Below are 24,244 nucleotides of genomic sequence, written 5' to 3'. Positions count from 1 at the left end.
CTTCACCTCCAGAAATGGATTGACAATCTGTAATGTATTTTCGACAATTAAGCAAATTGCTCAAGCCAAAGCCAACTATGCACCTTGTTCAAATTGATCAATAGCTTCAATATCGTCTGAAATCTGGACACATTGCTCTAATAAAGCAATATTTAATTTTGGTAATAATTCACTTGACGTAATTTGTTTATAGCCGTGGGTATCCAAAAACTCAAATGGTGTTTCTTCTCGCAAATGGTAAAGTTTAAGTCGATTGAATTGCCAAATCCAAACTTCAACAACTCCCAATCGACGATAAATTTCTAATTTATTAATGCTCCCACTAGTAATGTTAACTTCTATAGCTAAGTCTGGGATGTTTTTCTTCTCGCCAATGCAATAACATTCATCCGGTTCAATCCCAGCTTGCTTGAGTTGTCTTTTAATAGTAGAACTTCCCATTGGGCTGAATCGAATACGCTGAGAATACAGATAACGTTCAATCAAAATAGCCAAGCGTTTTTTGAGATTTTCATGTCGGATAGACGGTGACACAATTTCTAAAATTTCATCCAAGTAAGTGACACGATAATGAGAGTTATCTTTTAGTTTGGTTAGTAATGCTTCATATATTTGCCAACTAACGCCACTAGTGACAAATTTTTCTTCGGGGTCATCAATCTGTGCAAGTTCTGAATCTTCTAAAAATTCTTTTAGGTTGCTGACCATTGTTTTTTGTCTCCTAGTAAAGTTTTGTTGGTTTCTTGAGGTCAAAAAGAAACTACAACCCGAAAACCGAGGATATTACCTCGACCGTCCTGAGGATTCCAACTGCGATATGCAGACCTACACAGCTTCGCAGAACTTTTCCAAGAACCGCCTCGAATTAGACGAGACTGACTGTCATCTTTAGACAACCACACACTACTATCAAAGGGTGCGCCTTCATAATTGTCGTGCCAATGATCGGCGCACCATTCCCAAACTAACCCGTGCATATCATGCAATCCAAAGGCGTTTGCCGGAAAACTTCCTACTGGAATGGTTTGACAATAATTTTTTCCTGGAACTCCAGCATTATGTATAGAGGTATTGTTATAACTTGCCAAGCTAGAGGTAAGAGTTTCACCAAAAGAAAAAGGAGTAATAGTTCTAGCACGACAAGCATATTCCCACTCGGCTTCGCTAGGAAGTCGGTAGTTTTGTCCTGTTTTCTGACGTAGCCTAGCACAAAACTCTACTGCATCGTCCCAAGAAACTTGTTCTACTGGGCGGTTTATGCCTTTAAAATTAGCTGGTTCAGAATTAAGATTGCGGTTAATTAAGGGCAGTTCTGCAACAGCTTTCCATTGTGCTTGAGTAACTGGAAATATACTGATGAAAAAAGGTTTAACTGTTACAAGATGCTGGGGACTTTCGGCATCAAATTTTTTTGACTCATCTTCTGGCGAACCCATGAGGAACTGCCCACCAGGAATTGATACCATTGCCAAATTAATATTATTGCCTAAGTCTTCAATAAAACCTTGAGCAACTTGACGACTACGATTAATTTGGTAGGCAGTTGTAGAATTAAAAGATGGCTCTATAGTTGCTGTCTCAAATTCAAATTGCTCTAGAGATAAAATTACTGTTTCCGATTCAATTTGATTTAACTCAGAGGAATTGAGATCAGATTGTTTTTTGGGGTTTGATGGTGAAGATGAAACTAACAACGGCAGCGATGGCGGTAAAACTAAAGTTGAAGTCAGTGCTTGTAATGCTTCAACTGCCGACCGATAGCGCCTATTATGATTATCACATACCATTATGTCTAAAACATCAGCAAGACGATCGCTCACCTTTACCTTGTTACGCCACAAAGGTAGCCCAGTCAAGGAATCTTCTTGTAGGAAATAGGGAGTAATACCTGTCAAAGCTTCAATGCCCATCATGCCTAAAGCGTAAATATCACTACACAAGCGAGGCCTGCCTCTGGCTTGTTCTTTGGGTATATAGCCTGGAGTACCAATGAACACAGTAGAATTAATCATTCTCTGAAGATTCATTAAGAAGTTACCTAGTTCTTTCACCGAACCAAAGTCAATTAGAAACAGCTTGCCACTTTGTTTACACCGCATCACATTTTCCGGCTTGATATCTCGGTGAATTACATTGTGTCGATGCACAAACACCAGTACTTCTAAAATATCCTGCAACAGCTTTGTGACAACGCCTTCTGGTAAAGGCTTTCCCCGGATAATTTCTTTTCTGAGGGTATGTCCTTGGACGTAATCTTGGATAATATACAGTTCATTCTCGACAGTAAAATGAGCCAACAATCTGGGAATTTGAGGATGTTCGCCCAATTTCTCCAGCATTACTGCTTCTTGCTCAAACAGTTCTAGGATCTTGGGATGGTTATACTTGGGCTTGAGTCGCTTAACTACACATATAGGTTTACTAGGGCGTTTTTCATCTCTTGCCAAGTAAGTTTCACCAAAGTTACCTTCAGCTAGTTTTTTAAGGATTTTATAGCGTCCATCTAGAGTTTTTCTATCAAGCCCATACTCAAGTGCCATCTCTGTAGTAATCTCCCATGACTAAGAATGATACATAAGTAAGTTCAGTAATTGAGTTGCTTAAACATCTATTATCTCGTTTTGTAAACAAAAATTAGAATACAGCAAAAACACTGCTAAGCATATTTTACGTTTTGACCACTAACAGAGTAAAAAGAAGTGATACCATTTCACGAAATTACTGATACAAATTATTTTTCTTACTCCCCCTGCCTCCGGTCACTGAGTTTCGACTACGCGGTAGTTGAGCGTAGTCGAAACTCAACTGCCGCGTAGCCGAAGTGCTGCCTCCCCTGGTTGCCCAAATGTATCAACTTTAAAGTGAAACGGTATGAGCTACTATTAATGACAAATTTTGCTGGCGTAAATCTTGAAATTGATTGAACCGCTACCAGTTTCTATAGACAGTTATGCAAAAATGGGTACTTCTTCATTTAGAAAGACCAATCACACTCAGGAATTAAATTCAAATCAATGACGATAACCTTCTTGAATTCTGGGAATGCGGTAAAATTGGCATCTGGAATTTTCTGTATGTTATGTTCACAGTAAGCACTTTTTCCTTGATTGAGAAGCTACAAAGCCTCAGAAATACATTAATCCAAAGAACTAAAAATTAAGTACTGGCATTATTCCTCAGAGAATAAAAATTTCCACTCAAAAACTGATTACACTTATGTCCAGGAATGCTAAAGTTTCAAGAAATTCATTGCAACTTTTCAGCGGGTATTCATGCTGAAGAAATTACAAAACAAACAAATTCCCCTGATTGCTGGTGCGGCGCTATTTGCCTTTTCAGCAGGAGCAATGGTGTCTGCACCTGAGATCGGAAAATCTTTACAACAATGGCTTGGTAAAAATCAACCTGAGCAACTATCAGAGGCTGCTAAAGCTAAATCGGCGGTTTTTCCGTTGATATCGCAGTCACCAGCGGAACGAGCAGAAAAGCTAGCACAGGTAGTCCAAAATTCTCGCTCTATAGATCGAGCCAGGGCGCGTTATTTGCTGGCAAGTGATTATATAGAAAGAACCCAAGGTAAAAAAGCGTTAGTTTTACTGCAAGGACTTGAAAAAGACTATCCTGTCTTAGCGCCTTATATTTTGCTGAAACAGGCTCAAGCAGAAGATTTGCTGGGTGAAGAAGGTAAAGCTTCGGATCTGCGACAAAAGGTGCTGAAACAATATCCTCAAGAACCTGCTGCTGTCAAAGCAATGTATCTGATCGCCCAACCACAACAACAGGAAATGGCGATCGCTCAATTTCCTTCCCATCCCCTCACTTGGGAAATTATTCGCAAGCAATTAGAAAAAAATCCCAATCAGCCGCGATTACAGTTAATTTTGGCAAAATATGCCTATAGCCAACCAGGAATAGTTGGTGTATTAGACAAGTTAGTTAAGCAGTCAAATTTGAAACCGCAAGACTGGGAAATTATTGGTACAGCATATTGGGCAAATAATCAATTTACCAAAGCTGCTGCTGCTTACGTTAAAGCACCCCAAACACCCCGCAACCTCTATCGTCTTGCACGGGGTTTGCAAGTAGGAGGCAAAGAACGAGAACAGGCGATCGCCACTTATAATTTCTTAGTGCAGAAATTTCCCAATGCTAGCGAAACTGGAAATGCTTTGTTACGTTTAGCAGAAATGGCCAAAAACCGTAAAGATGCCATACCTTATTTGAATCAGGTAGTTACCAAATTTCCCGAACAAGCGAGTGAAGCATTGGTAGCACAAGCCCAGATTTTGCAAGGTCTTAACGATCAAAATTCGGCTAAAAAAGCTTGGGAATTACTAATCACTAAATACAAAAACTCTGATGAAGCAGCAGAGTATCGCTGGAAAATTGCCCAAGAAAAAGCCAAAGCTAAAGATTATCAAGCAGCTTGGGAATGGGCAGGGCCAATTACTATTAATAATCCAACTAGCATTTTGGCTCCCAGAGCAGGTTTTTGGGTAGGCAAGTGGGCAACTGCCCTCGGAAAACAAGAAGATGCTAAAGCTGCTTATGAGTATGTCATCAGCCAATTTCCTTATTCTTACTACGCATGGCGAGCGGCAACAACTCTAGGGTTAAATGTCGGCAACTTTAATACTGTGCGTCAAATGACACCAGAAATAATCCCGCGTCAGCGTCCAGTGCCTACCGCAGGTTCAGAAACCTTTAAAGAATTGTATCTGTTAGGACAAGATCGTGATGCTTGGTTGCAATGGGAAACAGAATTTCAAAATCAGGAACAGCCCACAGTAGCAGAGCAATTTACTGAAGGTTTGATGCGGTTAGCTAAAGGAGAAAACATCTCAGGAATTGACATTATTTCTAAAGTCGAAGACCAAAAAACACCAGAAGGAAAAGCTGAATATGCAGCTTTGAGCAAACAAATCACCTACTGGCAAGCTCGTTATCCTTTTCCTTATCTCCAGCAGATTGAAAAGTGGTCTACAGAACGTCAACTGAATCCTTTATTAGTGACAGCCTTGATTCGTCAAGAGTCACGATTTGAGCCTAAAATCAAATCTGTGGCTAATGCTACTGGCTTAATGCAGGTTCTACCAAGTACAGCTCAATGGATAGCCCCGCAAATTAAAGCAGATAGCAAAACCCTGAACCTAGAAAATCCCAGCGATAACATTATGTTGGGTACTTGGTATTTGGATCATACTCACCAGCAATATAATAATAATTCCTTGTTAGCGATCGCTAGTTACAACGCTGGGCCAGGCAATGTCGCCAAATGGCTGCAAACTATACCTACAAAAGATCCAGATGAGTTTGTAGAAGTAATCCCCTTTGAAGAAACCCAAAATTACGTGCGACAAGTATTCGGTAACTATTGGAATTATCTAAGACTTTACAACCCAGAGATTTCGGGAATAGTAGCAAAGTACTCAACCACACACCCAAAATTGCCACAACAGTAAGCTGTGATATATGAAAGCAGAGGAGCAGGGGAAGAGAAGAAGAGCTTTTCCCCTTATCCATCTTTTCGTTTTCGGGCAACGTGAACAGCAGAAAGAAACGAGAGCTGTATACTGTCTCCAAAGTTCCTCAGCTTTTCCCGCAATCCTGCAAATAGCAACTCCTTCGCCTTTGGCTCTAGTCTCCCAAAGGTATTTAATAGCTTAAAGAAGTCATCGATGCTGTACGTCACCTCACACGCGATTTGCTCAGTTACCAATTCCTTAAAACAACCAGAATCTAGAATGTCTTGTTCAAACCCTCTCAAAATTTCCGCTTGAGTTTCTGCACCTTCATACCGGACAAGTGAGGGAGCATAGGCTTGATACACTTCCTCGATTGCTTGATAAACTTCGTATTTCGGTTCAGGTCTCAGATTCCATAGCAGCATGAGAAACCCGTTGTCGCGTAATGCCCTCGCTGCCTTGGCATACCGAATCTCTGACGGTATCCAGTGAAAGGCATTAGCAGATAGAACGGCATTGAACTGTTTTGCTTCCAGTTCCCACTCCTCAAATGAAGTGTTGTGGATGGCAACGTTTGCATAGGTTGCACAGTGACGTTGTGCCAAATGACAAAAATCCTGGTTTGGCTCAATACACTTCATTGAAAAACCAAATTGAGCAAAAGCTACCGTCGCATTTCCTGGGCCACAACCGACCTCAAGAATCAATGCATCTGAGTCAAGTTGGGCTAAAGCGACAGACCGCTCAATCAGTTCCTTGGGATAGCGCGGTCTGGCGTTGTAATAAACATCAGCAACAGGAGAATACCAATTCCTTCGCTGTTCCAAATTCATAGAAGCTCTGGCATTTATTTCTTGTCTAGAGTCTTGCATAAGCTAGTCTTGCTCACTTCAATGGTTCAAATTACTAATACCTGGCGATAGGTAGAAATTATAATTTCTTATTTGTATTTGTTGACTTAACTTCATCAGGACTTACGCAAGCAAAATTTGTCACCCCCTCAATATACAAGGTTGGGTTGAGGAACGTAGACCCGAAGGGGCTTCTCGTTCGCGTAGCGTCTCCGTAAGGAGAAAAGTAACCCAACACTCCAAAGTCTTGTATATGTTGGGTTTCTATGCCCAATGCCCAATGCCCAATGCCCAATGCCCAATGCCCAATGCCCCATACCCCATACCCTACTAAGGCGATATCGGAGTTAGTTGAGGTTTTGCTGGTTTTTGAGTTCGGAAAGTAGAGCCATTTACTAGTTGTGTGAGCTGATTTGCCGTTAGCGATTGTACTAAACTCAGCTTGAGAGGAGCTTGGCTCAGATATTGGGCATAAGATGGCTGTAAATAAATACGATATTCCGGCTTGTTGAGAAGATTGCTTTCTAAGAAAGCCACACTCAGCGCCTTCATATAGTCATAAGCTGGAGCGCGATTCGGGCCAAGTAGAGTCGGTGGTACTGGTAAGACATCACTTTCAGCATCTAGCTCGTCGATAGTGGTGAAATGGGTAGCATTTTCAATTAAAACTAAGTATTTATTCGGGTTAGGAAGCCAAGTAAAAGGACGAACCTGTTCTGGTACTGATGGGGCGAAAATATCTTGACTACCTGTCACCAACATTGCCGGAACTTTAATTTGACTGATTCCTGTTTCTCCCAACACAGAACTATCGATAGGATTAATCGCAATCACTGCTTTAATGCGATCGTCTTGTAGCGGATAATCTATTGGCGGTAACTCATCGGCACGACACTGTAAAAATAAAGATAAATTTAATGATCTGTTAGGATTACAGTCTTCGTTTAGTTGAGGAAAGTTAAGCTTCCCTCCTGCTAAAGTCAAAACAGTATAACCACCAAAAGACTGACCAATTGCTGCGACTTTTTGGAAATCTAATTTCCCCCGAACAGCAGGATCAATCTGTTCTAAACGCTGGAGAGAATCTAGTACATACTTGACATCTAATGGTCGGTTAATAAATTCTGAGGGTTCTGGTGGCCCTGCCAAGCCTGCAAAGTATAATTCAAAACGTTTGGCATTGCTACCAGGGTGTTCTAGTACAGTGACGGCAAAACCGTAAGACGCTAAATGTTTAGCTAGGTAGATAAAAGCAGTGCGGTCTGAGGCCAGACCATGAGAAATTACAATTAATGGAAAAGGTGGTGAGGGTAAATCTGGTGTAGTTTGTGATTTTACCTCAGGCAAATAAAGATCTACTGGTAATTGGCGATCGCGTTTAGTATCATTGACAGGAAAGCTGATTTCCTGGAAACTAAATGGCCCTGGCTGACGCAAATCCGGTTTGAAAGCAAAATTAACGTTGGAATTGGCATCTGCTTGTATGATTGTCTCTTTAATCGCCTCTTGTTGAATAAAACTTACAACCGCATCCCTAGTTTTTAGCAATTGTGATAAATCATTAACTATTTGTATTCCCTCAGAAAAATTAAGTCGCACACTAGATGAGGGAAACTTACGCAGTACATTAATAACAGTCAAGCCTTGAGGATCGGCAGCAGCTATAATCAAAGCACTCCGCAAAGCGTAAAAGCCGTTTTGACGAGAGTCGTTTAAAAGCAATTCGCCCAAACGTTGCATTAACTGTTCACCGATAGGGGAGTAGGTAAACTGAGATATCAAGGTAGGAGTAAGATTAAAACGTTGCTGAAGTACTTCCCGTAGTTGAGCTAATTGTTCGGGAGTGGCGCGATTGGCGTAAATTGCCAACTCATCAGTGATTTTACCTTCTTTAGCAAAGGTTTCTAAAGAATCAGTAGATAAAGAAAATTCCCCAAAAGGAGGATAAAAAAAACTAATACGGTCGGCTGCCATTCCTGGAGTAGCCGTCATTAACGTAGATAGCAGACCTAAACTCAGGTATCTTAACAATTTTTTCATTGACAAAACCCACTGTCTACGCTTTTCAAACTTGTTTGAGCATTAAGGAAATAGGGCGGGATCTTTACCGTTTTCCTTTTTAAAGTATATAAGTAGAGGTTTTGACCACTAAGGCGCAAAGACATAAAAAACTTCACGCCACTTGCGGGATAAAGTTTTCGGGCATAGGGAATGGGGCATGGGGCATAGACAGTTATCAGTTATCACTTTTTTAACCACCCATGAAGGGATGGAGTTTCCCGCCGCTTTCGATAAATTTTTATTTCAAAGAAAATCAACAGTGCGATAATAGATATAGAGATCAAATTACCTAATATGTCCTTTAATGCTTGTGGCTGTTGTGTTGCTGTTCTTAACCAACAACAAAAGCAAAATATTTCTTATCAAAACCAGTGTCAAGCTGTTTCAGTCGCTAATAGCAAAAATTTGGTTAAAAGTTGTACTGTAGTTGAAAATGGTCGGGTAGTCATTAAGCCATTACAATCATCAGTGAATGAATCTTCTGACGAAGCTTAGTTTTTTGACTGTCAATGTCTTTATCCAACTAATTGTGTAGCGATCGCATGGATGCCAATCTTTTGGGAATAAACGAGCCACGCGTTAAGCTGGATAAAAGTAGTAATTCATTGCACTTTAGTTATATCAAAATTAACCGATTTTGTTAATTTTTAATTTTTCCTGCTTGAGAAACCTGGAATGCTAGACCGTATTTTTGATTATCTTCACTTTAATTTCCACATTGAAGCCCCTATAGTCCTGCTGATCCTGATTTTTTTAGAGGCGGTGTTATCAGCAGATAATGCGATCGCCCTGGCTGCGATCGCCCAAGGACTAGAAGACAAAGAACTTGAACGTCGGGCTTTAAATTTTGGTTTAGTCGTTGCTTATGTGCTACGAATCAGTCTCATTTTGACCGCTACTTGGGTGCAAAAGTTCTGGCAGTTTGAGTTATTGGGCGCGGCTTACCTATTGTGGTTGGTGTTTCAACACTTTACTTCTGAAGAAACCAATGACGAACATCATCACGGGCCGCGTTTTAACTCCTTATTGCAAGCAATCCCGGTGATTGCCTTTACAGATTTGGCGTTTTCTTTAGATAGTGTGACAACTGCGATCGCTGTTTCTCAAGAAAGGTGGTTAGTCTTAACTGGGGCAACAGTCGGAATTATTACTCTACGATTTATGGCAGGATTATTTATCCGTTGGTTAGATGAATTTGAAAACTTAGAAGATGCAGGTTACATAACTGTGGCATTGGTGGGCTTGCGCTTATTACTAAAAGTGGTGAACGATGATTTAGTACCGCCAGAATGGATCATGATTTCTGCGATCGGTCTAATCTTGGCTTGGGGATTTTCCAAACGTACTTTAATCGAGTCACCCCAAGTAGAACCAGAAAAGAGTGAAGTTGGGACTAGGGAGTAGCACTTCGGCTACGCTCAGTGACCGGAGGCAAGGAAGGGAGCAGGGAGCAGGGAGAAGAAAAGGCAGGGGGCAGGGAGCAGGGAGAAGAAAAGGCAGGGGGCAGCGAGAAGGGAGAAAAGGAGAAAGAGCTAATTTTTCTTCATTCCCCTCTGCACCCTGCCCCAATTCCTCTTCTTCATTCCCCTCTGCACCCTGCCCCAATTCCTCTTCTTCATTCCCCTCTGCACCCTGCCCCCTGCCCCAATTCCTCTTCTTCATTCCCCTCTGCACCCTGCCCCCTGCCCCAATTCCTCTTCTTCATTCCCCATGCCCTAATTTATTCGTGTAACCAAGGTGTTAGATGTGGTTGCCAGCTAACTAACTCTTCTTCTTTAAACCACAAACTTATTTCGTTTTTAGCAGTTTCTGGAGCATCAGAACCGTGGATAATATTGCGACCAATGTTAATGCCTAAATCGCCACGAATTGTCCCTGGTTCTGCTGTTAAGGGGTTTGTCGCACCAATCATTTTTCTGGCAGCGGCAATCACACCGTCACCTTCCCATACCATCGCCACGACTGGCCCAGAAGTGATAAATTCGACTAAACCAGCGAAAAATGGTCTTTGTCGATGAACAGCATAGTGTTGTTCAGCTAATTCCCGACTAGGTTTGAGAAACTTTAAACCAACTAAGGTAAAACCTTTAGTTTCAAAGCGACGGATAATTTCACCTGCTAGTCCACGCTGTACGCCATCGGGCTTAATTGCTAAGAATGTGCGTTCCAAAATTATCTCCCAAAGCTTAATTAATTTTTCACTTCGTCAGTAACGCTGGCTCACTACTGACCAATCAGAGTTTATCTCAGAAATTATCTCTAGGTACATATCGATTACCAGATTAATGAGTTAAATTGTTTTTCGTGGGTGAAACACAGAGGTCAGGAATCAATGGATGTTGAGTTAACTGCTACATCTGAAGAGGTGGTAAAAGTACCGTCCAATGGACATAATTCTGAAGTGAAAAATCATAAGCAAAAAAAGCTCTTACCACCGAATACTACTAAAGGAGATTTACCTCGCTCCTGGAAAATTGAGGATAGCGAAGCTTTATACCGCATTGAAGGTTGGGGACAACCGTATTTTTCGATTAATGCTGCTGGTCATGTGACTGTTTCTCCTAAAGGCGATCGCGGGGGTTCTCTAGATTTATTTGAACTGGTCAACGCTTTAAAGCAGCGTAATTTGGGGCTTCCGATCTTGATTCGTTTTTCCGATATTTTGGAAGACCGAATTGAGCGATTGAACTCTTGTTTTGCCAAAGCGATCGCCCGCTACAACTACCCTGGTGTTTATCGAGGGGTATTCCCTGTCAAGTGCAACCAGCAGCGGCATTTAATTGAAGATTTGGTACGTTTTGGTAAACCGCATCAATTTGGCTTAGAAGCTGGTTCTAAGCCGGAATTAATGATTGCTCTAGCTATCCTAGATACGCCAGGAGCATTACTCACTTGTAATGGCTACAAAGACCGAGAATACATTGAAACGGCGATGCTAGCCCAACGACTAGGGCAAACACCAATTATCGTCCTAGAACAGATTGAAGAAGTAGATTTGGTAATTGATGCGAATCGCCAATTGGGGATTAAGCCGATTTTGGGAGTTCGGGCTAAATTAAGTACTCAAGGCATGGGACGCTGGGGAACTTCCAGCGGCGATCGCGCTAAATTTGGTTTGACAATGCCGGAAATTATCCAGGCTGTTGACAAGTTGCAAAAAGCTGACTTGCTGGATTCGTTACAGTTGTTGCACTTTCATATTGGTTCGCAAATCTCCGCCATTAACATCATTAAAGATGCCATTCAAGAAGCTAGCCGCATCTATGTGGAATTAGCCATGTTGGGGGGAGATATGAAATATCTCGATGTTGGCGGCGGCTTGGGTGTAGATTACGATGGCTCTCAAACGAACTTCTACGCCTCGAAAAACTACAACATGCAAAACTATGCCAACGATATTGTGGCAGAGTTAAAAGATACTTGTGCAGAGCGACAAATTCCTGTACCGACGCTCATTAGTGAAAGTGGACGAGCGATCGCTTCCCATCAATCGGTGCTGATTTTTGACGTTCTCAGCACCAGTGATGTCCCCCTTGATCCACCAGAACCTCCTCAAGAAGGAGAATCCCCGGTTATTAATTACCTTTGGGAAACATATCAATCCATCAACCAAGAAAATTACCAAGAGTTTTATCATGATGCTGCCCAATTCAAAGAAGAAGCTATTAGCCGCTTCAACTTAGGTATTTTACGCCTGAGAGAACGAGCTAAAGCAGAACGACTCTACTGGGCTTGTTGTCAAAAAATTCTTAACATTACTAGGCAGCAAGAATACGTACCCGATGAATTGGAAGACCTAGAAAAAATCATGGCTTCCATTTACTACATTAATCTTTCTGTGTTTCAATCAGCACCAGATTGTTGGGCGATCGATCAACTATTTCCGATTATGCCCATACACCGTTTAGATGAAGAACCGACACGGCGTGGTATCTTAGCGGATCTCACCTGCGATAGTGATGGTAAAATTGATCGCTTTATTGACTTACGAGATGTCAAGTCAGTTTTAGAAATGCATCCCTTCAACTCTGGGGAACCTTATTACTTGGGTATGTTCCTCAATGGAGCTTACCAAGAAATTATGGGCAACTTGCATAACTTATTCGGTGATACCAATGCAGTTCACATCCAGTTGACCCCTAAAGGCTACCAAATTCAACATGTCGTCAAAGGCGACACCATGAGCGAAGTAGTGAGCTACGTGCAGTATGACTCTGAAGATATGGTGGAAAACATCCGCCAACGTTGTGAGAAAGCTTTAGAAGAAAAGCACATCACCTTGGCAGAATCTCAGCGACTACTGCAAACTTATGAACAGAGTCTCAGAAGATACACGTACTTAAATAGTTAAGATTGGGCATTGGGCATTGGGCATTGGGCATTGAGTGTTATTCACATTCTCCATTAGACCTGTCCTATTTATTTCCATCCCCTATGCCCCATGCCCTATTCCCTAAATGGCGTTTGTTCCCAATAATTCCTCAATCGCTTGTCGCTCAAGAGGCGTATCGTCTGGTGGTGTCTGACGAGCATCGGTAATTAGCCAGTCTAAAGCAGCAGCTTGGACATCTATTGCTGAACCAGTTTTATCTACGCAGTAACGTCCAAATACTAGTTTGTCAACTAACCGTATTCCTGGTCCTAAACGTGACCATTCAAAAATCACACTATTATCTACCGTTGCGCCACTGCATATCCAGCAATTAGGGCCAATCATCGCCGGGCCGACGATTTTTGCTCCGTCCTCAATCCTGGTCATGCCACCGATATAAACTGGGCCTGTGATATCTACTTTGTCCCAATTCACGGCTACATTTAAGCCAGTGTAAATCCCAGGGGCGACTTCATGACCTGGAATTTGTACGTTTTTGATTTCACCCAGTAGCACGCCACGAATCGCTCGCCAATAGTCTGGTACTTTACCAATATCCACCCACTCAAAATCCATTGCAATAGCGTGGAAGGGAGCACCAATTTCTACAAGTTTGGGAAATAGCTGGCCACCAATGTCATATTCCACTCCAGAAGGTATATATTTAAATACCTCTGGCTCAAAAATGTAAATACCTGTGTTGATGTTGGTACTTAGTGCTTCTTCTGTTGAGGGTTTTTCTTGGAAAGCTTTGATGCGACTATCTTCATCAGTAACAACTACACCATAGCTAGAAACTTCTTCTTTGGGAACAGATTTTGTAATGATAGTGGCAATTGAGCCTTTGGATTTGTGCCATTTAACTGCGGCGGATAAATCCAGGTCAATCAAAGCATCACCGCACAATACCACAAAGGTATCGTCAAAAAATGGTGAGAAGTCTTGAATACGGCGCATACCTCCAGCAGAGCCGATTGCTTCCCCGACTAGTTTACCGTCGTCATCAATTTTTCCTTCAAAAGAATAGGCAATCTGCACACCAAACCGCTGACCATCACGGAAATAGTTTTCTATTTCCTCAGCCAAATGACTAACGTTGACCATAATTTGGTCAAATCCATGTTGGCGTAAAAGTTCTAGGAGAAATTCCATCACTGGTTTTTGCAGGATGGGAATCATTGGTTTGGGAATTGTATAGGTAATTGGACGAACGCGTGTACCCTTACCCGCTGCGAGAATCATCGCTTTCATAAAATTTTATTCCTCAACCACAAGCCAGTTTACTTTTAATGAGTGGATACTTAATCATCAGTTTTTATTTATGCTCTAAGTAACCCTTAACAACAGGGATAACAGGAATTTGCTAGTTGTTGCAACTAATAGCATGGCCAAATCATTAACAATTAGTCATATTTTCAATTTACTCTGATTTGAGATTTTGCTAAAGCGATCGCCTGTAAGCTGTCCATAGTCATAGTTTAGACTGGCTCAGTTCTGGGGTTACTCTAAAGAGTTGAATCTGTGAGTAAACGAATTTTTATTTCTTGGTAAAATTCTTCTTGAAATAGCTCTACCTTAGATTGAGCCGAAAGCAGTAGTAGCGCCCAAAATACACTAACTAAGTGGCTGTGTTCTGAGGCATGGGCGGATTCATTGTGCTGTGGTTCCTTTGTCTGAGTCCACAAATGTACAAGTTGTTCTAAATTTAAACAATTCTGTTCTAGAAGTAGTTCTCTTGCCGAGATATGCAGCACTTGCTCTAACTCTTTAGCTACTTCCGTCAGATTTTCCTGATGAGCTAATTCTAGCGCCTGCCGCATACTTTGGACACTAGGCTGACGTTTGGAGCGAACAGGCTTGCTGGCTTTTTGTGCAAGTTTCAGCTGATTCGCCATAATCTGCAACTGTTTGACTAACTCTTGCAGGGTGACGCGGCGTTTGGGTGGTGGCATTGCAGATGGGCGGCGACGCAAGTGCCGTTCTAACTGTAAACGCTGGGCTTGATATAATGCTCCGTCTTCACTTTCTAGCAGTGCATCATCTGCTACATCTTCTAAACTTTCTACTGTTGATAATTGCATCAAGGTGTTAGCCTTGAATAGCACTAGCATGGATGCTGATAAAAAAGCCTGTCCAGATTGAGATAAATCAGCTTCATAGCCTCTAGTCGTGGCCTCTGGGGCCATTAGTTCTAAATAACGGTCAATTACTTCAATTACTTGGACATCCCAAGGATCTATTTCCCCTCGCTCTGCTTGGTCAATGAGGAGTGTTATTGTTTCTAATAGCTCGGAAGCATCCATCCTGATTTGCGATTTTGCCAGATTTGAATTGGAGATACCGGGTAAATTAAAATTACAGATGTAAAATCTGCAAAACCATCAATGCCCTAGTCGTGAATCCAAAATGTTAGTATAACATCATATTTTTATACAAAATTTTAAGTATAAATCCTTAATTAAAAACAACACTTCGACTGCACGGTAGTTGAGCGCACTTGTACTGAGCGAAGTCGAAGTAGTCGAAACTCAGTACATCGCTGACCACTGACCACTGACAACTGACTACTCTTTGTTTCTTTAATTGCTGTCATAATCTGAGGGTGGATCTTGAGCCACCGTGACTACTGATACAAAGTCACCTGTCTGACCATTTTTAATAGCATCGAAAGTGCCTTTGATAGTACCAGCAATCGGCACAGCAACAAGTGTACCCAGAAATCCAGCAATCTCAAATCCCATCAAAATCGCTACAAAAATCCAAATGGGGTTAAGTCCAATAAAATCGCCGAATAATTTGGGAGCTAACAAATTATCTTTAATTTGTTGCATGAGAATAGCCGCTATCGCCACTGGAACTGCCAACCACCAATTTTGCAGCAATACTAAAATTGTTACTAAACCAATGCCCAAAGTTGCCCCAATAAAGGGAATTAGTTCTGAGAGTCCAATGAGTATAGCAAACAATAAGGCAAAGGGCACTTTTAAAGATAAGAAAATTGGGGTGAGCGTTACAATCATGAATAATCCTAGCAGTAACTGACTCAGAAAAAAGTTCTGGAAGTTGAGCTGCAAGGATACAGTCAAAGGAACTCCAATATGGGATGGTAAGAGATTGACCAGACCAGACCAGACGCGATCGCCATATAAAAGCATGTAAAATGCCAGTACAACCACTAGCACCACATTAAGTAATCCTGAAAGCAACGTTCCGGCAAATCCCACAGCCCCAGAAGCTATTTGTTGCACCAGATTTTGAATATTGGCATTGATTTGATTGCTCACAACTTTCAAATCAACAGGTAAGCGTCGCTGCTTGGCAAATACCTCAAATCTTTCTAGGTTTGCTTGACTGATACTCAACCAATCAGGAATTTTATTGAGAAGTTGAATTGTTTGGTCAATTACCATTGGTACTAAGGTAATGCCCAGAATCAACAACAAAGTCAAAGTGATCAGCAAAACGATAATAACTGCTTGGGTGCGAGTGATTCGAGCGCGTTCAAAGAACTTAACTGGATAATTTAGTAAAAAAGCCAGAATCGCTGCAACACTCAAAATAGTAATAGGATGCTGGAAATATCGAAAAAGCACCGACAGCAGCCAGACGTTAAGAGCAATAATCGGGCCGCTCAGACCATAAATCAATAAACGTTGAAGGGAGGCCAAACGGCGCATCTGAGGCAATCGATTTTCAAGCCTCCTAGATAAAATTTCTACAAGTGTTACTCGTGTTAATCATCATCATAGATATTTTTATTAAAAACGTATATAAGCGTATCTGATTAAAAAAACAAATGACGATGGAAAAAACTATAGCCGATCTCCGAAAAGATTACACCTTAGAAGGTTTGAGTGAAACTGAAATTGATCCCAATCCATTTATCCAATTTCAAAAATGGTTTGAGCAGACATTATCTGCCCAACTTATTGAACCCAACGCGATGACTCTTGCCACTGCTACACCAGATGGTAAGCCTTCGGCAAGAATGGTGTTACTCAAAGATTTTGATCAACGGGGTTTTGTGTTTTTCTCTAACTACAATAGTCGCAAAGGACAAGAACTAGCAGAAAATCCCCAAGCATCTTTAGTATTTTGGTGGGCAGAACTAGAACGTCAAGTCAGGATTTCTGGACATGTAGAAAAAGTTTCGGAAACAGAATCAGATAAGTATTTTGAAATCCGTCCTGTCAAAAGTCGCTTGGGTGCGTGGGTATCTAATCAAAGTGAAGTAATTGCTAGCCGAGAATTTCTAGAGCAACGGATGCAAGAATTTCAGAGCAAATATGAAAATCAGGAGATTCCCCGCCCACCTCACTGGGGAGGCTTGCGAGTAATTCCATCAGAAATCGAGTTTTGGCAAGGACGTTCTAGTCGGTTACACGATCGCTTGCTTTATACTCACTTAAAAGATGGTAGTTGGAAAATCGAACGGTTGTCACCTTGAAGGGCATGGGGCATGGGGCATTGGGCATGGGAAGGAGGAATTGGGGCAGGGTGCAGGGTGCAGAGGGGAATGAAGAATCTCTTGAATTTATTCATAATCTTTCTTTCTCCTTGTCTCCCTGCTCCCTGCTCCCCTGCCTCCCCTGCCTCCCCTGCTTCTTCTACTCTGTAACTGCTACTTTGGGAGCAAACTGAATCCTGGGGTCTGGCATGAAAGTATATCTGAGATAAAAGCCTCCCCAAACAAACAGCAGAATCAATAAACTACCAATACCAAGAGGGCTAGGAAGCCAGAAAACTACTTCTATGTGGTTGAGTTCACCAGTTCTTAACTGCCAGACTAGCCGCTTGCCTCTTTTTTCTGGCTCAATCGCATTTTCAGCTATGGGTATGTTCTTAGCTCCCCAAGGAGTCTTCAAGCTAAAATCCAAATCGAGAATAGAACCAGTATCAGATAAAACGTTACCTTTGCTGGCAATTATTGAAAGCGATCGCAAGTCTAAATCATAAATCAATCGGTTCTTCACTAAAAGTAAAAAGTTTTGCTGCTCTAAAAGTAAGTTAGATTCTATTCTTGGTAATTCTGAATCAGTTTCACTTGGTACAGGTTCAGTTTCTTGATTGACACGAGAGTTAAAAAATTTGTTGAACTTTGTTTGTAACTCTTGACCATTAGTAAAGGGAATTGTCACAATCAAATCTTCTTTAGAAACTCGCCGCACTTTACCTTCTAAGTCGCGGGCGCGGCTTTCTATACTGTTTAACCAAGCATATACATAATCGCCGCTAAAACTGGTGAGCCGTTCTCCCAACTTAATATGCTGCACCATTTCACCGCTATTTGAGTTGTCAAAGTTCACGCCTACATCATATTGAACACAACCAGACAGAAACAGCGATGTTAATAGTACCAGCCACAAAATAGATTTGGGGATTTTGGCTTTTCTCTTTTTTAGCGGCATTTGGGAGAGCGAATTTCGATTAGTCGGTGATGTGATCAATACCATTTTTTCCATTACAAAACTCAATGGTCTGATTAACCACGTTAAAATCTTGTCGAAATAAAAAGCATTCATTACTGTATATCTCCCAAAAAGTCAACTAACTTATGAAGTATGTAAGGATTTACTTCAAAAACTTGACCAAATCAAGTACGAAATTGTAAAACCAATGGCAATTAGCGCTACCCAGATAAAGCGATTATCTCTGGTATTGACCTGACTTAAGTCAACAAATTCTGGTTCAGCCGTTTTTTGACCAGAAGATTTCCGAGGGTTAACAGTGACGCGAACTTTAGATTCATTGTCAGGCAGTGTACCTAAATCTGGAATTTCGGTCATCCATTCGCTTGGTCTTTGCAGCTTTGGCGCTTGTAAAATATAGAGCAACCGCTTTGCCTGTTTATTAGTTTCTGCGAAGGGATGGCGTTTAAGTTGTTGGCAAAGAGCGATCGCCTCTTCTGTGCGCCCAGCTGCTTCATAAGCTGTCACCAGCCAAAGTTCTACTTCACCCCCAAGGCGAGAATTACGAGCCAACAGGGCGCTTGCTTTTTCTAAATTTTCCACAGCTTCTCTGTATTGCCCACTTTCAAAGGCAAGTCTTCCAGTTTGGTATCTAGCTGTAGCTTTTTCTAAACTTTCTGCACTCACGTTTTATATATAAATCAGCACTATTTTAATTTTGCCAATACCAGCAATCTTTTGAGTAAAATCAGCTAACCTAGCTACATTAAACAGAAATTGCATCTTGCCAACTACTCGGAGCCAGCCTGTGAAACTCGGTCAATGGATCGGCTTAATCGCTTTACTTTTGTCTTTATATATTTTGTGGCAAATCAAAGGAGTACTTTTATTGATGTTTGCCGCAATTGTATTGGCTACTACCTTAAATCGTTTAGCACAACGCTTTCAACGTTCAGGAATGAAGCGGGGATTTGGCGTTTTACTAGCAGTAGCGATCTTTTTTGCAGGTGTTGTGGGTTTTTTCTGGCTGATTGTGCCGTCTTTTGTGCAGCAGTTTCAGGAATTAACTTATCGAGTTCCCCAAGGTATACAACGCTTCAATAGTTGGCTACTTCACCTCAAAACTTTAGTTCCTCCCCAGATGATTCCTTATATACCTGATATCAACAGCCTGATTCAACAAGCACAGCCTTTAATAAATCGGGTATTAGGAAGTTCTTTCGCTTTTGTATCTACCTCTTTAGAAGTTGTACTTAAAACTTTGCTGGTGCTGGTTTTGACAGGTATGTTATTAGCTAATCCCTTAGCTTACCGCAAAGTATTTGTACGGATGTTTCCCTCGTTTTATCGGCGGCGGGTAGATGGGATTTTGGATCAATGTGAAGTTTCTTTGGGGGGATGGATTACAGGTGCTTTCATTGCCATGTGTGTCGTTGGGCTGATGAGTGTGACTGGCTTATCTATTTTGAGTGTCAAGGCGGCACTAGCTTTAGGAGTTTTGGCAGGATTTTTAAACTTAATTCCCAATTTGGGGCCAACATTAAGTGTAGTTCCAGCAATGGCGATCGCTTTATTAGATGCTCCCTGGAAATGTCTGGCTGTTTTGATTTTATATTTTATTATTCAGCAAGCTGAAAGCAATTTCATTACGCCCATTGTCATGGCGCATCAAGTCTCATTATTGCCAGCCGTGACATTAATTTCTCAACTATTTTTCGTTACCTTCTTTGGTTTTCTGGGATTATTTCTCGCCCTACCTCTAACCGTTGTCGCTAAAATTTGGCTGCAAGAAGTGCTGATTCACGACGTTTTAGATCAGTGGGGAAGTCATCATCCAAACGAAACTGAGTTAGTAGTTGTACCTGAATCTCCACCATTAGATGAGAATTGGACAGCAGAAACTCCAATAAATAATCAAGAACGATTAACTAAGGATACTTCGGATCAAGAAAATTAGTAATACAGAACATTGATCACTAATACCAATTCTCTATAAATTTGCACTTAATCATATACTTTTCTTTCTTGGCGCTCTTGGCGTTCTTGGCGGTTCGTAATTAAAAATTTAGTGCATCTTCATGAAGAATTGGTATAAGTTCAAATTTTTACCACCTGCCCCCTGCCTCTTCCGATAAATTAGCGATTAAAAAAACCCCCAAAAGGGGGCTAATTTAGTTATTCGCGTGGAATGAATAACTAAGTAATTAATACTCAAAGTAGATATAGTAATCCGAACAGAATAATCCAAATCACATCAACAAAGTGCCAGTAAATCTCAGCAGCTTCGATACCGAAGTGCTTTTCATTACTGTAATGACCGGGAACGCGCGATCGCCACAGCACAGCAACAATTGCGACAACGCCGATAGTAACGTGCAGTCCGTGGAAGCCAGTCAAAACGTAAAATGCACTAGCAAATAAATTGGTAGTCAGACCAAATTCTAAATGGGTATATTCATACACCTGACCTACCAAGAAAATAGCACCCATCGCCGCCGTAATTGCTAACCAAGTACGCATACCCCGCGCATCATTCTTTTTAATAGCAGTGTCGGCATTGTGCATGACAAAACTACTAGCAATTAGATTGATAGTATTGACTCCGGGTAGCAATAATTCTAACTCTGGTGTACCTGCTGGAGGCCATGCAGGCAAGGTAGCACGGAAAGCTAAATAAGCTCCGAACAACCCGATAAAAATCATCCCTTCAGCAATCAAGAAGACAACTAACCCAAACAAACGATGGTCTGGATGTTCTTCGTGATGACCAGCAGTTTCTGCTGCATGGTGATGATTCAGTTCAGTTTGAGCTGGATCAATTGTTTGACTTTGCATGAATCTTTAATATTTAAAGGGCAGGCAGGGGAGGCGGGGGAAGAGGAAAGGGGGCAGGGAGCAGGGAGCAGGGGGAAAAGGAGAAAGAGCTAATTTTATCTTTATCCCCCTTGCACCCCGCACCTCCAATTCCTGTTGTTCCCCATGCCCCATATCCTATTTATTTACGGTCTTCAGGATTAGCAGCAACCGCTGGATTGGGTTCTGCTCTTAGTACTGAGTTTGGACCACCAGATAAGACTGGATTAGGATCAGATAAAGGTACACCTTCATTAGCCTTTTCCAAGCCATAGTCGTAAGGGCCTGTAACTAAGACTGGGAGTTTGTCAAAATTCTCGATCGCTGGAGGTGAGGTAGTCATCCACTCTAAGGTAAGCGCTCTCCAGGGATTATTACCAGCTTTTTCACCGTATAACCAGCTCCAAATGGCATTGATAATAAAGGGAAATGTCGAAACTGCCAGGATATAAGCGCCTATAGTGCAAATTTCGTTGAGAAATGTAAATTTAGGGTCATACTGGGCAATACGGCGATTCATACCCATCATTCCCAACTTGTGCATGGGTAAGAAGGTCATATTAAGACCAACAATTGTCAAAGCAAAGTGAACCTTACCCCAAAATTCGTTGAGCATTCGTCCCGTCATTTTCGGGAACCAGTGGTAAATCGCTGCATAAATGCCAAGAACACTACCACCAAATAGGACATAGTGCAAGTGTGCCACGACAAAATAAGTATCATGAACGTGGATATCAAACGGTACAGCCGCCAACATCACGCCACTAATGCCGCCAATCACGAATGTACCCACAAAGCCCATAGCGAAAAGCATGGCACTGTTGAGTTGGATTTTTCCACCCCACATAGTTGCCAACCAACTGAAAATTTTAATTCCTGTAGGTACGGCAATGATCATGGTGGTGATCATAAAAAACATCCGCAACCAACCAGGAATACCGCTGGTAAACATGTGGTGCGCCCAAACAATTAGCCCCAAAAAGCTAATTGCCAAAGATGAATAGGCGATCGCTTTATAGCCAAAAATTGGCTTGCGAGAATGCACGGGGATCACTTCTGAAATTGCCCCAAAGAAAGGCAAAATCATAATATAAACCGCTGGGTGAGAGTAAAACCAGAACATGTGCTGGTAAACTACCGGATCACCACCGCCTGTTGGATTAAAAAATGTTGTGCCAGCAATCAAGTCAAAAGCTAGCAAAATTAGACCTGCTGCTAACACTGGCGTTGATACCAGAGTTAAAGCTGAGGTGGCAAACATTGCCCAACAAAATAATGGCAGTTGAAAGAAACCTAATCCTGGGGTACGCATTTTCAGCATTGTCACCAGGAAATTGATTGCTCCCAAAATTGATGATGTCCCTAGCAACAAAACGCTGATAATCCAAATTCCCTCACCCACTTGACCTGTTACCAAGCTTAAGGGAGGGTAGGAAGTCCAACCTGCATCCGGTGCATCGCCTACTAATAAACTAGCAATCAACAACAATCCAGCAGGTGGAATCATCCAAAAGGCAACTGCATTCAAGCGCGGGAACGCCATATCTTTTGCCCCAATCATTAAAGGGATCAAATAGTTAGCAAAACCCGCACCAGCCGGCACAATCCACAAAAAAATCATGATTGTGGCGTGCAGCGTAAATAAGCTGTTATAAACTTCAGGCGTAACAAAATCTACTTCTGGTGTTCGTAGTTCTGTGCGAACTAAGTCAGCTAATACACCACCAATACAGTAAAAAATGAACGTAGTGACTAGGTATTGAATCCCAATCACCTTGTGATCGGTGTTAAAGCCAAAGTAATCTTGCCATTTTCTGATTCCTGGCTCTTCAATATGGGCAGGAATATTGGCGGTTTCTTGTAACTGAGTTTGTGTCATAAGAGTTGGTTGTTAGTTGTCAGTTGTCAGTTGTGAGACAGTACGGTCTTGGGAGTTTCCCTCATGAGTAACTGGCGATCGCGTAGCGTATCCACAGGATTCACCCGCAGGGTCAGTTGTTTCTTTACCACTGACTACTAACCACTGACCACTGACTAATGGTGAATATGATTAAGCATTTCTGGCTTAATTCCCATGTCTTTAATGTAGGGAGCAAGAAATTCATTTGGGGATTGATTAGCAGGATTCATCGCAACAGCTTGATTTAGTGTTTCTTTGCTGGCTACTAGCTGCTCTTGCATCCATTGATCAAAAGCCTCTTGGGTTTCAACTACTACTTGCGATCTCATTGCACCGTGGTAGGGGCCACAAAGTTCAGCGCAAACGAGGTCATAAGTACCTGCTATTTTGGGCGTGAAGCGAATTTCGCTCTGTCTACCAGGAATAACATCCTGTTTCAGGCGAAATTCTGGAACCCAAAAGGCGTGGATAACATCGTTAGCTGTCATGTTAACTTTCACCTCACGTCCAACGGGAACGTGTAACTCACCTGTAGTTATACCAGTTTCGGGATAAGTGAAAATCCAGGCGTATTGGAGACCTGTAATATTAACTAGCAATTCTGGTGGTTGGCCTGCTTTGTCAAGACTGCCGCCAATAGTCGGAGCCACAATACCTACACCAGGAGCATTCCGTTTTTGAGGAATTTGATCGGCATTGCGGACTGCTGCGGTAGCTGGATCTTGCATGGCCTCATCAGATTTTTCTTGATTGAGGTTGGGTTCTGTGCTAGGAGGGGTATCGTTTAAAGTTGCGGCAATCGCTGCTCCTGGCATTGTCATCGATTGCTGAGTAATCGGAGCTTCATGGACGGCATGAGGATTAAAGCCACCCATTTCGTTGTATACATCAAAGCTGTAAACAGAAATACCGATCACGATAATTGTTGGGATCGCCGTCCAGAGGATTTCTAAAGGCACATTACCCTCAACTGGCGGGCCGTCTTCATTATCACCTGCGCGCCGACGGTATTTAAATGCAGAGTAAATTAAAACACCTTCGACCAACAGGAATATACCTGTAGAAACGATCATCATCGTATTAAACAGATTATCTACTAAAACGGCTTCATCCGATGCTGCTGTCGGCAACAGACCGTGATTTTGACCGTACCAAAGGCTGACTAGCGTTAGCCCAATGCCAATGAGTAATGTCCAGATTGTACTTGGAATCTTCACGGTTTACTTAATTGAAATTACTACGTTATCTGAAAGTGGCTCACTTACTAAGGTAGTCTAGGCTGCCAGCTGACGGGGCTAAAGGTCTGAAGTTTTTATTAATTTTTTTGACTACAT

Annotated in this window: 19 protein-coding genes; 6 read left to right on the top strand and 13 right to left on the bottom strand. The window is 41.8% G+C overall.

Translation table 11 applies throughout. The annotated features are described in order from the left end of the window. Positions 1-75: 75 nt before the first annotated feature. A complete protein-coding gene (locus QI031_RS06400) occupies positions 76-708 on the bottom strand; it encodes a Uma2 family endonuclease (protein ID WP_281484362.1) in 633 nt (210 codons plus the stop codon). Positions 709-749: 41 nt separating this feature from the next. After that, the gene (locus QI031_RS06395) at positions 750-2,540 is read right to left on the bottom strand and encodes a bifunctional serine/threonine-protein kinase/formylglycine-generating enzyme family protein (RefSeq protein WP_281484361.1); all 1,791 of its coding nucleotides are present in this window, start codon (positions 2,538-2,540) and stop codon (positions 750-752) included. A gap of 732 nt (positions 2,541-3,272) precedes the next feature. On the opposite strand from QI031_RS06395, the gene QI031_RS06390 reads away from it, so the two are divergent. After that, positions 3,273-5,462, top strand: coding sequence for a transglycosylase SLT domain-containing protein (locus tag QI031_RS06390; RefSeq protein WP_281484360.1), 2,190 nt, complete (start codon positions 3,273-3,275; stop codon positions 5,460-5,462). A gap of 53 nt (positions 5,463-5,515) precedes the next feature. Here QI031_RS06390 and QI031_RS06385 read toward each other — a convergent pair whose 3' ends face one another. Both QI031_RS06385 and QI031_RS06380 read right to left on the bottom strand, forming a co-directional pair. Beyond that, a complete protein-coding gene (locus QI031_RS06385) occupies positions 5,516-6,337 on the bottom strand; it encodes a class I SAM-dependent methyltransferase (RefSeq protein WP_281484359.1) in 822 nt (273 codons plus the stop codon). Between the two features lie 309 nt (positions 6,338-6,646). Beyond that, positions 6,647-8,356, bottom strand: a complete 1,710-nt coding sequence (locus tag QI031_RS06380) for an alpha/beta hydrolase (protein ID WP_281484358.1) — start codon at positions 8,354-8,356, stop codon at positions 6,647-6,649. A gap of 315 nt (positions 8,357-8,671) precedes the next feature. Here QI031_RS06380 and QI031_RS06375 point away from each other — a divergent pair, with 315 nt between their 5' ends. After that, positions 8,672-8,872 carry a hypothetical protein gene (locus tag QI031_RS06375; RefSeq protein ID WP_281484357.1) on the top strand — a complete coding sequence of 67 codons (201 nt, stop codon included), beginning with the start codon at positions 8,672-8,674 and terminating at the stop codon, positions 8,870-8,872. Positions 8,873-9,052: 180 nt separating this feature from the next. After that, positions 9,053-9,781 carry a TerC family protein gene (locus QI031_RS06370; protein WP_281484356.1) on the top strand — a complete coding sequence of 243 codons (729 nt, stop codon included), beginning with the start codon at positions 9,053-9,055 and terminating at the stop codon, positions 9,779-9,781. A 316-nt stretch (positions 9,782-10,097) separates the two neighbouring features. Here the strand turns inward: QI031_RS06370 and ndk are convergent, their stop codons facing one another. Next, complete coding sequence (ndk, locus tag QI031_RS06365; RefSeq protein WP_281484355.1) at positions 10,098-10,547, bottom strand: nucleoside-diphosphate kinase; 450 nt, start codon at positions 10,545-10,547, stop codon at positions 10,098-10,100. A 162-nt stretch (positions 10,548-10,709) separates the two neighbouring features. Between ndk and speA the strand changes: the two genes are divergently transcribed. Then, the gene (speA, locus tag QI031_RS06360) at positions 10,710-12,728 is read left to right on the top strand and encodes a biosynthetic arginine decarboxylase (protein ID WP_281484354.1); all 2,019 of its coding nucleotides are present in this window, start codon (positions 10,710-10,712) and stop codon (positions 12,726-12,728) included. Between the two features lie 102 nt (positions 12,729-12,830). Here speA and QI031_RS06355 read toward each other — a convergent pair whose 3' ends face one another. The 3 genes from QI031_RS06355 to QI031_RS06345 form a co-directional block, all read right to left on the bottom strand. Further along, the gene (locus tag QI031_RS06355; RefSeq protein ID WP_281484353.1) at positions 12,831-14,000 is read right to left on the bottom strand and encodes a nucleotidyltransferase family protein; all 1,170 of its coding nucleotides are present in this window, start codon (positions 13,998-14,000) and stop codon (positions 12,831-12,833) included. Between the two features lie 254 nt (positions 14,001-14,254). Continuing rightward, a complete protein-coding gene (locus QI031_RS06350; protein WP_281484352.1) occupies positions 14,255-15,052 on the bottom strand; it encodes a segregation/condensation protein A in 798 nt (265 codons plus the stop codon). A 276-nt stretch (positions 15,053-15,328) separates the two neighbouring features. Then, positions 15,329-16,426, bottom strand: a complete 1,098-nt coding sequence (locus tag QI031_RS06345) for an AI-2E family transporter (protein ID WP_281484351.1) — start codon at positions 16,424-16,426, stop codon at positions 15,329-15,331. Positions 16,427-16,551: 125 nt separating this feature from the next. Between QI031_RS06345 and pdxH the strand changes: the two genes are divergently transcribed. Continuing rightward, entirely contained in the window at positions 16,552-17,196 is a 645-nt protein-coding gene (gene pdxH, locus QI031_RS06340) for a pyridoxamine 5'-phosphate oxidase (protein ID WP_281484350.1), read from the top strand. A gap of 160 nt (positions 17,197-17,356) precedes the next feature. Here the strand turns inward: pdxH and QI031_RS06335 are convergent, their stop codons facing one another. Then, on the bottom strand, positions 17,357-18,271 hold the full coding sequence (locus tag QI031_RS06335; RefSeq protein WP_281484349.1) for a DUF3153 domain-containing protein: 915 nt from the start codon (positions 18,269-18,271) through the stop codon (positions 17,357-17,359). A gap of 54 nt (positions 18,272-18,325) precedes the next feature. After that, on the bottom strand, positions 18,326-18,844 hold the full coding sequence (locus QI031_RS06330) for a tetratricopeptide repeat protein (RefSeq protein ID WP_281484348.1): 519 nt from the start codon (positions 18,842-18,844) through the stop codon (positions 18,326-18,328). Between the two features lie 121 nt (positions 18,845-18,965). Between QI031_RS06330 and QI031_RS06325 the strand changes: the two genes are divergently transcribed. Next, a complete protein-coding gene (locus QI031_RS06325; RefSeq protein WP_281485943.1) occupies positions 18,966-20,114 on the top strand; it encodes an AI-2E family transporter in 1,149 nt (382 codons plus the stop codon). A 254-nt stretch (positions 20,115-20,368) separates the two neighbouring features. Here QI031_RS06325 and QI031_RS06320 read toward each other — a convergent pair whose 3' ends face one another. The 3 genes from QI031_RS06320 to QI031_RS06310 form a co-directional block, all read right to left on the bottom strand. Next, on the bottom strand, positions 20,369-20,992 hold the full coding sequence (locus tag QI031_RS06320; RefSeq protein WP_281484347.1) for a cytochrome c oxidase subunit 3: 624 nt from the start codon (positions 20,990-20,992) through the stop codon (positions 20,369-20,371). Positions 20,993-21,152: 160 nt separating this feature from the next. Then, a complete protein-coding gene (ctaD, locus tag QI031_RS06315) occupies positions 21,153-22,889 on the bottom strand; it encodes a cytochrome c oxidase subunit I (protein ID WP_281484346.1) in 1,737 nt (578 codons plus the stop codon). Between the two features lie 155 nt (positions 22,890-23,044). Beyond that, on the bottom strand, positions 23,045-24,127 hold the full coding sequence (locus QI031_RS06310) for a cytochrome c oxidase subunit II (protein ID WP_281484345.1): 1,083 nt from the start codon (positions 24,125-24,127) through the stop codon (positions 23,045-23,047). Positions 24,128-24,244 lie beyond the last annotated feature (117 nt).

Source organism: Halotia branconii CENA392 (genome assembly GCF_029953635.1).
GTDB classification, from domain to species: Bacteria; Cyanobacteriota; Cyanobacteriia; order Cyanobacteriales; family Nostocaceae; genus Halotia; species Halotia branconii.
Note: the sequence above shows the minus strand (reverse complement) of the source record. Positions and strands in the feature narration are given on the sequence as shown.

What these genes read in the sequence shown, in the direction of transcription:
- QI031_RS06370 (WP_281484356.1), top strand. Translation starts at nt 9,053, where the DNA reads ATGCTAGACCGTATTTTTGATTATCTTCACTTTAATTTCCACATTGAA.
- pdxH (WP_281484350.1), top strand. Translation starts at nt 16,552, where the DNA reads ATGGAAAAAACTATAGCCGATCTCCGAAAAGATTACACCTTAGAAGGT.
- QI031_RS06380 (WP_281484358.1), bottom strand. Translation starts at nt 8,356, where the DNA reads ATGAAAAAATTGTTAAGATACCTGAGTTTAGGTCTGCTATCTACGTTA.
- QI031_RS06335 (WP_281484349.1), bottom strand. Translation starts at nt 18,271, where the DNA reads ATGAATGCTTTTTATTTCGACAAGATTTTAACGTGGTTAATCAGACCA.
- QI031_RS06395 (WP_281484361.1), bottom strand. Translation starts at nt 2,540, where the DNA reads ATGGCACTTGAGTATGGGCTTGATAGAAAAACTCTAGATGGACGCTAT.
- QI031_RS06320 (WP_281484347.1), bottom strand. Translation starts at nt 20,992, where the DNA reads ATGCAAAGTCAAACAATTGATCCAGCTCAAACTGAACTGAATCATCAC.
- QI031_RS06390 (WP_281484360.1), top strand. Translation starts at nt 3,273, where the DNA reads ATGCTGAAGAAATTACAAAACAAACAAATTCCCCTGATTGCTGGTGCG.
- QI031_RS06400 (WP_281484362.1), bottom strand. Translation starts at nt 708, where the DNA reads ATGGTCAGCAACCTAAAAGAATTTTTAGAAGATTCAGAACTTGCACAG.
- QI031_RS06385 (WP_281484359.1), bottom strand. Translation starts at nt 6,337, where the DNA reads ATGCAAGACTCTAGACAAGAAATAAATGCCAGAGCTTCTATGAATTTG.
- QI031_RS06375 (WP_281484357.1), top strand. Translation starts at nt 8,672, where the DNA reads ATGTCCTTTAATGCTTGTGGCTGTTGTGTTGCTGTTCTTAACCAACAA.
- speA (WP_281484354.1), top strand. Translation starts at nt 10,710, where the DNA reads ATGGATGTTGAGTTAACTGCTACATCTGAAGAGGTGGTAAAAGTACCG.
- QI031_RS06355 (WP_281484353.1), bottom strand. Translation starts at nt 14,000, where the DNA reads ATGAAAGCGATGATTCTCGCAGCGGGTAAGGGTACACGCGTTCGTCCA.
- ctaD (WP_281484346.1), bottom strand. Translation starts at nt 22,889, where the DNA reads ATGACACAAACTCAGTTACAAGAAACCGCCAATATTCCTGCCCATATT.
- QI031_RS06350 (WP_281484352.1), bottom strand. Translation starts at nt 15,052, where the DNA reads ATGGATGCTTCCGAGCTATTAGAAACAATAACACTCCTCATTGACCAA.
- QI031_RS06345 (WP_281484351.1), bottom strand. Translation starts at nt 16,426, where the DNA reads ATGCGCCGTTTGGCCTCCCTTCAACGTTTATTGATTTATGGTCTGAGC.